Annotated in this window: 1 protein-coding gene; it reads right to left on the reverse strand. The window is 70.1% G+C overall.

What is annotated here, in order from left to right:
* Positions 1–218: 218 nt before the first annotated feature.
* Positions 219–12690, reverse strand: a 12472-nt coding sequence (locus AC6LJY_RS25255) for a filamentous hemagglutinin family protein (protein ID WP_498137023.1), incomplete at its 5' end; no start/stop codon positions are given.

The following is a 12690-nucleotide window of genomic DNA, read 5'->3' on the forward strand; positions in this document are numbered from 1 at the left end:
AGACGTACTGGCAGGCCCGGGACGACGCGTTGTAAGAAAAACTTCATGAAAAAGAATCGCGGCGTGCGCGGTCGCCGTTGGTCGCCGCCTTGCGCGGGGATTCTGGCCACGCGACATGACGGCGGATGCAGTGCAAGCGGCGTGGCAAAAAAAAAACGCGGCCGGTGCAAACCGGCCGCGCATACCAGGCATGGTTGGGGCATGCAGGAGGCACCCCCCTACATCGTCAGGCGGCTTTTCTCCTCGGCGCTCAAGCCGCCGGTTTCGCTGGCGTTCAGCGCACCCGCGCCCAGCACCTGCACGGCGCTGGCGGCGTCGTACTTGGGCGCCGCCGATGCCGACCCGGCCGGCGGCGCGGTCGGGGCGGCGCCCGCCACCGGCTCGTCGCCATAGCCCAGGATCTGCACATTGATGACCGACGGCTGATTCTGGCGCGCTTCGTTTTGCGCACGCTGCGCCGAGGCCTCGGCCGCATTGACGGCCGAAGTCGCCGCCGCGCTGGCCGATGACAACGCGCCGGTGTTGACGGCCGCCGACACCGGCACGCCCGCGCTGTCGCCCTGGGCCTGGATGTTGGCGGCGTTCACCACCTGCAAGGCCGCGATGTTGACGTTGCCCGACACGCGGATGCCGGCCTCGCCCGCGTCGATCGTGCCCAGCGGCGCGTACAGGTCCACGTCGCCCGCCGGCACTTCCGGCAGTGGCGCCAGCGTGGCGATGCCCGCGCCGGTGCTGGGCGCGTTGGGCGACAAGGTCACGTTGCCCACGGCGTCATATTCGCGCTTGGGCGGCGAATACAGCACCGTGGTCTTGGACCCGCGACCCGCGTTGATGTCGCCTTCGGCTGACCACGCCGTGATGCCGCCGCCAAAGGTCGTCATGACGCGGCTTTGCCCCAGCAGGATGCTGCCTTGCGCATACAGCTGGATGTTGCCTTCGCCCTGCGTGATGATGCCGGCCGTGGCGGGCGGCGCCACGCCTTCCACGCCGAACACCTGCTGCCCGCCCGGCGTCATCAACTGGATGTCGCCGCCGAAGCTGCTGCGGATGCCCGCCGCGCCGTACAAGGTGATGTCGCCGTCATACGCGCCGGGCGTCGCGTCGGAAAACAACGCGGCGATGGCCTGGCGACCGCGCAGATAGCTGCCGTTGCGCGGGCTGCTCTTGTCGTTGTATTCGCGGCCCCCGGCACGCAGCTCGGCAAAATACACCTGCCGCGCGAAGATGCGTTGCTGCTCGGCAGGCAGCGCCGCGAACACCGCGCGCGCATCGTCCGTGCTGCCGGCAAAGCCATAACGCTGCGTCAACCACAGCAGCAGTTCGGCCTCGTAGGTCTTGAAGGCCAGGCCCTGGTCGACCAAGGGGCGGCCGGGGTCGGCGGCCTTGGCCGGGTCCAGATAGCGGTCGATAAAGCCCGCGTAATCCGGCCCCTTGGCGCCCACGCCCGCCTGCACGGCGATGGACGCGCCCAGCCGGTGGTCGCCCGACAGCACCGGCCCCAGGCTGGTAATGGACGCGCGATCCGCCATCAACACGTGACGCCCCGCCGATACCTCCAGCACGCCGGGGCCGGCTACCTGGAACGAGCTGTACAGGATGTCGCGACCGGCGGACACGCGCGATACGTCCAGCGCGTCGCGGTGCAGGAACAGGTTGCCGGCTGAGGTCACCGACGTCGAGCTGGCGCCAAAGTTCATGCCGTTGGTCGTGGGCACATCGGTCTTGACGCCGGTGTCGGTACCCGAGGCCACGATGTCGCGGCCCGCCATCATCCACACGGGGCCCGACGCCTCGTACCACGTCTGCCCGGTATTCGGCCCCTGCAAGACCGACAGCGCTTCGCCGGTGCGCAGCCCCACGATGTCGCCATCGCGGGCGTAAAAGCGCGTCACCGCATTGGAACCGGCCGCGCCGGCCGTCGGCGCATTGAAATAGAACAAGGGGAAATGGGTGTCGCGGCTGCCATCGATGCCGTCCACGCCCTTGTTGCCCAGGGCCACATTGGAGTTGGCTTCGGACAGGTAGCCCGCAAAGGCCGGCGCGAACACGTTGGCCACGCTGGCGGGGTCGGCGCCCGAGCGGTTGATGGCGTAGCCGCCCGCGTAGATGGAATTGCCGGCCAGCACTTCCAGCTGGCCACGCGCGCCCGGCGCCAGGGTCAACGAATACGGCAGCCCCGAGGCCTCGTTGTTCAGGTAGCCGGCCGACACGCCCGCATACACGCTGCCGTCGTAGGCCGTGGCGCGAAGAATCGACGGATACAGATAGCGTCCGTCCGACGGCGACGTATTGCGCCCGGTCTGCACCGACAGCCCCTGCGCGCTGTGCGAGGTCTGCCGGCTGGGCGTCAGGTTGCCGCCCGCGCTGGACAGTTCGATGGCGGTGTTCTCGGTCCACATCGAGAACCAGCTGGTGCCGCCGCCGGTGCGCACAGTGCCATCAAGCAGGTGGTACGGCGTGGTGTTGGGCACCGCCACGCGGCCGGGGTCGCCGGCGCCGCCCACCACCAGGTCGCCGCGCGTATCAATGCGCATAACCGAGTCGCCGGGAATCAGCACCAGCCCGCCCGTGGCGCTGGCCAGGGTGGAGACATACGGGTCGTAGCCCCGGCTGTCCTTGGCGTCCTGCTGGTTGACTTCGTTGCCGTACCGCAAATCCAGGCCGCCCACCGCGCCGCTGGATAGCCCGGCGTGGCCGCGCAGGTTGATCAGCGCGCCTTGCAGGTCCAGCGCGGGTTCGCCGTAGTACGGCGTGGGGCCCGCGATGGACGAGACCCGTCCGCGTGCGCTCTGCGTGGGGTTAAGCCCGCCGCCCACACGGATGTCGATGTCGCCGCCGCCCGTCAGCGTGATGGCGCCATCGGCCGCGACACGCCCGGTGCTGCCCACCGCCACGATCAAGCCCTGGCCGCGCGGGTTGGTGACGGACCCGCGCGATTCGATATTGCCGGCGTCGCCGTCCACGCGCAGGTTGACGTTGCCGCCGCCCAGCGCGCCAAAGCCCGTGAAGCCCACCAGCAGCGGCGTGTTGTCCTTGAAGTCGGAAGGCGCCTTGACGTAGCTGCCGAAGTTGATCCACCACGCGGTCGGCGTATCGCCGCCGTTGGCGCTGCCCGAGCCTTGCCGCCACAACCAGTTGCCCACGCCCACGCTGGGCGCCAGCACGCGCGCGTCGAAGGGGCCACCGGTGGTCTTGCCCCACACGTCGCCGCGCAGGGCGCCGCCGGTGTACAGGCCCAGGTTGCCGCCTTGTTCCGGATACCAGGCTTGATAAGTGCCGCCCTCCGATACGAAGGGTTCGTAGGTGCTGGAATGCGCATCGCCCAGCACCGTGGCTTCGTAGCGGCCGCGCGGCAGTTGGTAGGCGGGCGCCACGTCGGCGGACTGCGTGCCAGCCGTGTAGACCCCGTAAGCCGACATCAGGCTGATGTCACCGCCGGCCGCCAGGTCCAGGTCGCCCGTGCCGGTGCGCAGCACGCTGAAGTTCTGCGTGTGCGCGGTTACCGTCGTCGACGACTTGTTCTCATAGCACTGCTCTGGCGAGCGCGCACACTTTTCCAGGTCTTCGTCCGACACCGGCGACCCGGCGGGCTGACCGTACGTGTTGTCCGGCGCCCAGGCCCAGCGGGGCGGCGGCAGGCACAGCCCTTCGATCGCGTCGCACAACCACAGCAGGTCTTCCGGCACCGGCGCATAGGGCTCGAAGCCGGAGGGGCCCGCCTCGGGGCCCCACACCAGGCCGGCGCCCATCGCCAGCGTGACGTTGTAGTGGCTGTCGGCCAGGTTCAGCTTGCCGGCGCCAGGGCCGGGCTGCACGCGCAGCGGGTCCGCCGCATCCAGGTCCGCGCCGGCCACCAGGCGCAACGACCACGACTGGCTCCCGGCGGGCAACATCTGCGCCAGCGCCCAGTTGCGCCGCTGGTCGGCCGTCGTGCCGGGGCGCAATTCGACATAGTCCACGCCATCCGGAAACACCAGCTTGGCCTGCGACGGAATCACCGCGCCTTGTTTGAGCGTGATCGTGCCCGCCATCAACAACACGTTAGGCTCGTAGCCTTGCGTGGTGTACAGGTTGGGCAGGGCCACATTGGCCGGCCACGTGAACGCCTGCATGGCCGTGCCCGCCGTCAACAGCGTGCCCGCGCCCAGGCGCGTGCCCACCGGCAGGTCCACCGCCTGCTTCAGGATGCTGCCCGCCGCGTACAGCAACTGCCCGGCCGCATCGCGCACGTCGCCGGACAACACCGTGCCTGCCGCGATGGACAGCGGCTGGTTCAGCGCCGCTTCAACGGGCAGGCGCGTGCCGGCGGCCAGCGTCGTCGGCTGCAAGGGAAGCGCGTAGTTGAGCGTTTTGCCACCGGGAAATTCGGTGCCGTTGGCTAGCACAACGCCGCCGCGCGGCAGCACCACGTCGCCGCCGAAGGGCTGCGCGCCCGGCGTCAGAATCCAGCCGTGCTCGTCGTCGGGCGTGGCTGCCGGCGGCGCGAAGCCGTCGTTGATGCTGCCGAAGACGTCCAGATTGCCCTTGGCGCGCAAGGTCAGCGCGCCCGCCTCGCCCGAGCCGTACACCGACGTCATGGCCGAACGCGGGTTCAGGCTGGCATAGCGATAGCCCGACAGGTCCAGGTCGCCTTGCACGACCAGGTCGCCATCACCCGTCTTGCTGACGATTTCCACGCCCGGCCGCAGGTGGAACACGTCGCGGTAGGTGGCGTTGTTCAAGCCTGCAAGCTTGGCGTTCAGCAGATTGCCGTTTGCCAGTGCGTTGCCGATGAACGTTGCGCTGTCGCCATGCAACGTGTCCAGATAGGCCTGGTCGATGATCTGATGGCTGCGTCCGTTGGCGCGGTCGGCCGGGTCGCCGACGCGCGCGTCGTCATAACGCTGCAGGGCCACCAGCGAAATGGATTTGGCGCCGTCGATGGTCAGCGGCCCACGTGCGTCGATAGCGATGTCGCCGGCCGTGGCCGCCGCGCCGCCATTGACGCCCGCGTTGCCCGACGCGTCGATACGCGGCGCCAGCAAGTCCAGCGTGCCCCGCGATGCCCCATCGTGCTGACCCGCGCCGGTACCTGCCGTGGCGGCGGTGCCGTGGCGCAGGTCGATGCGCGCGCCGCTGGCCAGCGTCAACACGCCGCGCCCGGCGTTCAGTTCGACCACCGCGCGGTTGGGCGCATCGATGATCTTGCCGTAGCTGTCCACGCGCAACACGGTGCCGTGCGTGTCCAGCACGGCGTTGGACGCCAGGGTCAGCCCGTCGCGCGCGGCCAGGCGGATGCGGCCCACGCGTTCGCCGCTGGCATCGACCACGCCGGCCACCGTCAGGCTGCCGCTGTCGATCGACAGATTGATGTCATTGGCGCGCAGCGTGTTGCCCAGCGTCAGGCTGCCTTGCTTGAGCTGGAAGCTGCGCGCGCCAAAGACGCCGCCCTCGTTCAGGCGCTGGTTAAGCGCATCGAAATCCGTGCTAAGCGTGGCCGCCGTGCCCAGATGCTGGGCGCGCACGTCGATGCTGCCCGCGCGATACGGCACGGCGGTACCGCCGGCATCGTAATGCCCCGAGCTGGCGCCCAGGATGCGGCCTTGCAGGTCGACCACACCGGCCGACGCCGCCAGCGCATCGGCCCGCAGCGTGCCCGCGTTGTTCTGTTGCGCCGACAGGTCGATCAGCGCGCCGCCCGCTTGCCGGATGCCCCCCTGCGCGCTTTCCAGAATCACATCGCCGCCCCAGCTGTAGCGCAGCACGTCGTTGAACGCGATGGCCCGGCCGGACACGTCGATTTGCGACGCCCCGGTCAGCAACACGCCGTCGCGGCCTTGCAACGTGAGCTTGCCGCTGGGCAACACGATACGGCCATCGACTTGCACCGTGGCGCCGGACAGGCCGACTTGCGCGCCCAGGTCCTGCACGGCCGCCGCCTGCCCGGCGCCGGCGCCGGACAGGCGCACGTCGCCGCCCGCCAGCATCTGGTTCACCGAACCCGCGCCCCCGGTCAACAGCGGCGTGTTCAGGTTCAGGTTGCCGCCGCGGTACGCGTAGCGGCCGGTGCTGCTGTCGAATGCGCCCTGCGATTCATACACGGACAAGCTGCCGCGATGGTTTGCCGTGATCCGGTCGCTGGCGTTCAGGTTGACGCTGGCAAAGCCGAGCGCCAGACGCGCATTGTCTTCCTGGCCGCTGGGCTGCGCGCCCTGGCCATAGCCGAATTCGATGCGCTCGGCGTCGATGCGCAGCACGCCCTTGCCCGTGCCCGCGCCGCCGGCCACCACTGCGCCGGGCGCTTGGGTTGCGCCGTTCCAGATCAGGTTCTGGGTGCGGATGCCCGCCTCGTCGCCCGCGTCGCCAAACCCGTAGATGGCCGGGGTGCCCAGCGCCAAGGTCGCCAGGCTGTATTTGCCGGTGACCGGGTCGCGCGTGTCCAGCGCGACGGTGCCGTAGAAGTTCATCGCGTCGCGCGCGGTCAGCGTCAACACTTCCAGCGCGGGCGCGCCCATGCTGGTGTCGCCGCGCAGCAAGCGGGCCAGGATGTCCTGGTTCAGCGTCAGGCCGCTGGGCAGGATGCCCTGCGCCGCCGCCTGCGCCAGCGTTTGCGCCGTGCCGACATTGACGGCGCCAACCGCCAAGGACAGGTTGCGGGTGCCGTAGCGTACCTGCTCGCCCAGGTCGAAGGCGCCGTTGGTGGCGGCGGCGATGGTGCCTTCGGAATACAGGCGCGTCACATCGTTGCATGCCGTGGTGGCGCATGTGCCGATGCGGATGGCGCCCGTGGCCAGCGCGTCGGGCGCCAGCACGTCAAGGCGGCCATTGGACACGGCCAGCAGGCTGGCGCTGCCCGGTTGGAAGGCGTAGCCGCTGGTGGAATCCACCGACGGCGCGCCCCGGCCCAGCGTCGATATCCCGGCGCCGGCTTCAAGCTCGATGGTGTTCGCCGAGAGCAGCACTTCGGGCGCGGTCAGCTGCGCGCCGGTGCGCAGCACCACTTCGCGGGCGGACTGCTGGAAGGTATAAAACCGCCCGCCCTGCCCGTAGGACACCACCGGCATCGCACCGACGACCAGGCGGCTGGCGCCCAGCGCCGTCAGCGCATCGGCGCCCACCGACGTGCCCGCGAAACCTGCCGTGGGCGCCTGGCCCGGGGCCAGGATCTCCACCGCGGTGCTGCCGCCGCTCACCGCCACGGCGCCACCGAAGCCACCTTGCGCAGCCTTGAAATTGGCCTGGCCTTCAAAACTGAACGCCTGCCCGTCGGACGAACCGGGATGCAGCGCCAAGCGCAGGGTGCGTGCGTCGGCGGGCAGCATCGCGCGTGGCACGCCGCGCGTCACGGCGTCCGCCGCCACAAAGCTGGCGTAGCTCATCTCGTTGTATTGCGACAGGGTCCGCAGCACGTTCGCCGGCGTCAGGATGACCGCGCTGGCCAGGCTGTTCGCCACCTGTGTGCCGGCGGTCGACAAGGACCCGCTTGCGGCCCAGGACTGGTTGCGCATCCGCATGGGCGTCACCGCCGCGCCCGCCGTGGCCGCGCCGTTGATCTCGACGCGGAATGCGCCGGGCAGCAAGGCATAGGGGGACGGCAGCAAGGTGTAGGTGCCGGCCGGCAAGCCCGGCACGCCCGCGCCCAACGTAATCTGCCGGCCCACGCCGGGCGTGGACGCGCCGGCCTCGCCGCCCACCGGGGCCACGGGCGCCTGCGCCCCGGGCACGATGGCGTACACCGGGTTGGCGGCCAGGCCGGGCAACGTAAAGCCGCCGTCGGGGTTGTTGCGCACCAGCGGCGCGTAGCGCGCATCGGTGGAACCGCCCCGGCCAGACACAAAGCCCGCGCCGGTCAGCTCGCCGCCGCCGGACAGGTCCAGCACCGAGCCCGGCAGCGCATCCACGTCCTGGAATGCCAGGGTAACGCCGGTGCGCAGCGCGGCCTGGTCGCCGATGCCGGCTGCGCCCCCCACGCCCACCAAGGACACCGGCGCGCCCTTGAACTGATACGACACGCCGTCCGTCGTGCCGCCATAAGGCATCAACAAGCCGGCGCCGCTGACCGAGGTCACGCTGCCGGGCAGCAGGCTCAGGCGTTGCGTGCCCATCCGTTCGCTCAGGTCGCCGAGCACAATGGCGCCCAGCGGCGCGCGGATGACGCCGCCCTGCTCTACGGTGGCGGCCGCCAAGCGCAACGAGCCGAACGCCGAATACGGAATGGGCGGCAACGCAGCCGTCGCGGCATCGTGACGCGCCACGGTCAGGCGGCGATCGGGGTCGAACCCCTGCGTGCCGTCCTCGCGCCGCGTGTAGCCGGCCAGCACTTCGGCCTCGGCGCCGGTGGCGGGATAGACCTGCGCGGCAATCAATGCCAGATCGCCACGTGTCCACAGTCGCGTGCGCGGTTCGTTGTCGTTGTTGGCCAGAAAGCGCAGGTCGCCCGCGCTGTCCAGCGTCACGCGATCAAAGCCCGCGCGCGCCACCGGCAGCGCACCGCCCACGCCGCGCACGATCGAGCCCTGCGTGCCGAAGGACAAGCTGTTGCCCACTTCCAGCAGATTGCCGGCGCGCACGGTGAAGGCGCCTTCGTCCACCTCGGCCGCATCGGCGAACAACACGCGCGGACGCAGCACGCCATTGGTGGCCGCATACTTGCCCAGGCCGGACAGCCGCACATACGACGACGCCAGGTTCACGCGCGTTTGGGCGGCGACTGTTGCGGCGGCTGTTGCGGCGGCTGTTGCGGCGGCTTGTGCGTCGGCTGGTGCCTCGGCTTGCGGCGCCACCGAGAACGCGCCGGCATACAGGCGCAGGCTTTGCGCCGTCTGGATGTTGACGTCGCCGTCAAAGGACATGAGGCCGTTAGACAGCAGCCCCAGATGATCGAAGCCCCCGCCTGCCAATAAGCGCGTGGTGTCCAGGCGGGTCTCGCCATAACGCAGACCCTCTTCGGCCTCGCCCGGTTTCAGGTCGGCGCGCAGGCCCTGACCGGGAGCGGTCGCGCCCAGCACCAGCTCGCGCGGCACTTGCACGTCAATGCTTGAAACGTTGTCGCCCGAAATGCGGTACAGCGGGGTTTCCAGCGCGATATCCAGCGTGCCGCCCGATGCGTTGGCGCCGCCCGCCCGTGCGATGAACGTGCCGTCCAGATGCAGGCCGTTGTAGGAACTGAGCGAGATGCGGCCACCGTCGCCGTTCAGTGGCACCGCGCCCACGCCGTTCACGTCCACCACCGTGCCCGCGCCCGACGCGTTCAGCACCGCGCCGGGGCGCACAATCACGTAGGCGTCGGCCGACGTCGCCGTGGCGCGGTCATGATCGATCTCGCCGCCGATCACGATGACGCCGCCCGAGTCCGCCACGCCATAGCGGCGGCCCTGCGCGTCGATGCCACTTTCCGCGCGCCCGGCCACGTCCAGCACCGCCTGTTCGCCGATCCAGATCGAGCGGTTGTGCAGTTCGCCATCGGCGGTGTCGAAGGACTCGGCCACGTCCAGCGTGCCCACGCGCAGTTGGCGAATATCGATCTTGCCGCCGGCGGCCGTCAGCGCGCCCGCGACCGTGATCTGCCCGGCGCCCAGCAGTTCGATGCTCTGGCCCGGGTCCACGTTGATGCGCGCGCCCCGGCCGATGTTCAGTTCGACCAGCTTGTCGGCGCCCGCGGTCGCCACGCTGCGACCGCTTTGCAACAGCAGGCTGGCGCCGCGCCGCAGCGTTGCCGTGCCCGCCACCGGATCATGTTGATAGACGGGCGGCAGCCACGTGTCCAACACCGCTGCCGGGTCCGTGCCGGTGGGCACGCCTTGCGCGCCCGACACGGGGCGATAGACGGGCATCAGCACATCCACGCGCGCATCGTCAGCCACGGTCAGGCCCTGGCTGCCGGTAATCTCGTAACGCGAGTAGCCCTGCTGGAAGAACGGCGCGGCCAGGGTCAGCGTGGCCCCGGCAGACGCCAAGGGGTCGGCGCCGACAGCCACGGCTGCCGCGCCGCCGGCCGCTGTACCGGACGCATCCGGCACAGCACCCGGCACGGAGGGCCGCACCGCTACCGGGCCATCGCCCAACACGATCTTGCCCGCCACCAGCTTCAGCGTGCCGCCGCCTTCCACGCCGTAGCCGCGCAATTGCGCGCCCAGTGTCACCTCGCCCACGGAGCCGTCGCCGGCGGCCACCGCGTCTATGGTCGTGTTGCCGCCCTTGCCGCCCGTCACCTTGTTCTTGGGCCGCAACACCGCGCCCGAGCTGACGTCGATGACGCTGCCCGCCGCCAGCTGGATATCGCCGCTGCCGCGCACGGACACCGAGCCGCCGTTCAGATACGGCATGGCGGCCGTCTGTTCGGGCGACAGGGCCAGGTTGGTCCACATGCCCGTGGCGTCCAGCCGCGTGCGCGCGCTGAGTGCGACGCGCGGCCCATCCCCCTCGCCCGCCGCGCCCGCCACGCCTGCCACCGTATCGGTCACGCCCGACGGCGAGATCTGGCTCAACACATTGCCCAGCCGGATGCTGCCGGCGCGTGCCGTCAGCGTGGCATCCACCGACACCTGGTTCGCGAACAAGGTGATGTCGCCGGCCGGTCCCACCTTCAGATCCGACTGCACGGTGATGTCCTGCGCGGCGATCTTGATGGCGCCCAGCCCCGCGCGGTTCAGCTGCGCGGTGTCCAGTTGCAGGGTGCCCGCGCGGTCGTCCGGCAACGCCGTGTCCAGATCCAGACCCGCCGCAATCGCGGCCACCTGATCCGACAAGCTGACATGCTGGATCGTGTTTTCCGACAGGCCCAGCGCGTATTGCAACGCGCCCGTGCGCTTGTCGTAGTAAGGCGTGTACGTGCCCACCACCAGCTGCGCACCGCGCGCCGCCGCCCGTTGCGATTGCTGATAGCCGTCCAGCCCCGCTTGCGCGGCGGCGGTCTGGCGTTCGCCTTGATAGGTCTGGCCAACGAGCTCGCCTTCCAGCACCGCGCTGCGGGTGCCGATCAACAGCCTGCCCGCGTCGCGGCCCACCGTGTAGCCGCTTTCGAAACGTTCCTTGGGCGCGATCAGCGGATTGTAGAAATACTGCGTCTGGCCCCAGCGCTCGTGCGTGGCCTCATAGCCCTTGTACAGGCCGGTATAGGCCAAGTCGCCGGGCGCGCGCGACACCTCGTACAGCCGGCCGTCCGCCCCGCGCAGCCAGGTCTGCCGGATCTTGCCGTCCTGCACGTCCAGCGTGCCGCCCGACACGTTGATTTGCGAACCGGCCCGCGTCACGACGTCGCCGCCCGTGAATTCCACGTTGCCGCCCTGCGCCATCCATTCGTTGACCGCATGGCCCTGCGTGCCCAGATACCCACTCACCTCCAACAGGCCGCCCGCCGTGTACCAGCGGTCGGTGGCGTAGCCGTTGGTGCCGGCCGGCACCAGCACCAGGTCGCGCGCATCAACCCAGATGTCGTTGTTGTTCAGCTTGCCGCTATCGCGGTTGATCGGCGCGTCGCGCTGCTCATTGCCCTGGACGTTGATCTTGACGCTGTTGTTCTCCATCGCCACGGGCACGCCCACGGCGCCCGCCACGTCCAGAATCGCGCCCTCGCGCACCAGCGCGCGCTGCGTGGCCTGCACGGCGATCTGCCCGCCCGTGGCCAGCGTGATCGACCCGGTGGCAAAGTCCACCGTGCCGGAACTGTTGATTTCCACGCGCGACAACTCGCGCCGGTCCGCGCCCGCCGCCACCACCGTCGCATCGGTTGCCGGGGTGACCGGCACGCGCAGGCCGTCGCGCTGGCTGTCCAGCGCCAGTGCGCCGCTGCGGTCCAGCAGGATGGCCGTGGTGCCAGATTCAGCCAGGGTGATCTTGCCGCCCTCGCCCACCGCGTTCAGGTGCACCGTGCCGCGCGTATCGACCGACGTGCTGGACAGCACCACGCCGCTTTGCACGACGTCACCGCCCGTCATCGTCACGTCGCCCACGGCGGCCTGGATCAGGCCCGTGTTGGCAACGCGGCCCGGCGTGCCGGTGGGCGTGACTTCGTTGCCCTTGGTGGTGGACAGCAGATTGCCGGACGTGCCCTGGCCACGCTTGATGACGAAGTTGTCGCCCGCCGCCAGCGCGGCTTGCCCGGACGGCGTGTTGATCGTGCCCGCGTTGTTTACTTCCTTGCCCAGCAGCAGCACATAGCCGCCGCCCGCCGTGGACGTGGCCGGCGCCGCCGTGCCGATCAACGCACCGGCCTGCACGTCGATATTGCCGCGCGCGTCGGTAAAGGTCGGCTGCGCGCCGTTGTCGGCGTACACCCCCTTGTCACGAAACTGCGCGTCGGTGATCGCGCCGGCGGCGGCCACCACGTTGCGCGCGTTGACCTGGCTGGTGCCGGTGAAGATCACGCCGTTCTGGTTCACCACCATCACGGTGCCGTCGGCCTTGATCGCGCCCTGGATCTGGCTGGGCTTGGCCGCCGCGCCCACCACCCGGTTCAGCACCGCGTCGTCCGCGCCCTGCTTGAATTGCAGCGTCGTGTTGCGCCCGACGTTAAAGCTGTCCCAGTTCAGGATGGCGCGCGATTGCGTCTGTTCGATGGTGACGACCTGGCGGCCGTTCTGCACGCTGGGCGACGCGGCTTTCGCGCCTTCCCATTTGGCCAGGTCCCCCGTGGCGGCCCACAAGCCGCCCTCGACCAGGCCGTCGGGCACATCGGCGCCACCGGCGGCGGCCGCCGCGCGCGCTGCCGCC

Source organism: Achromobacter sp. RT286_PF, from assembly GCF_059760425.1.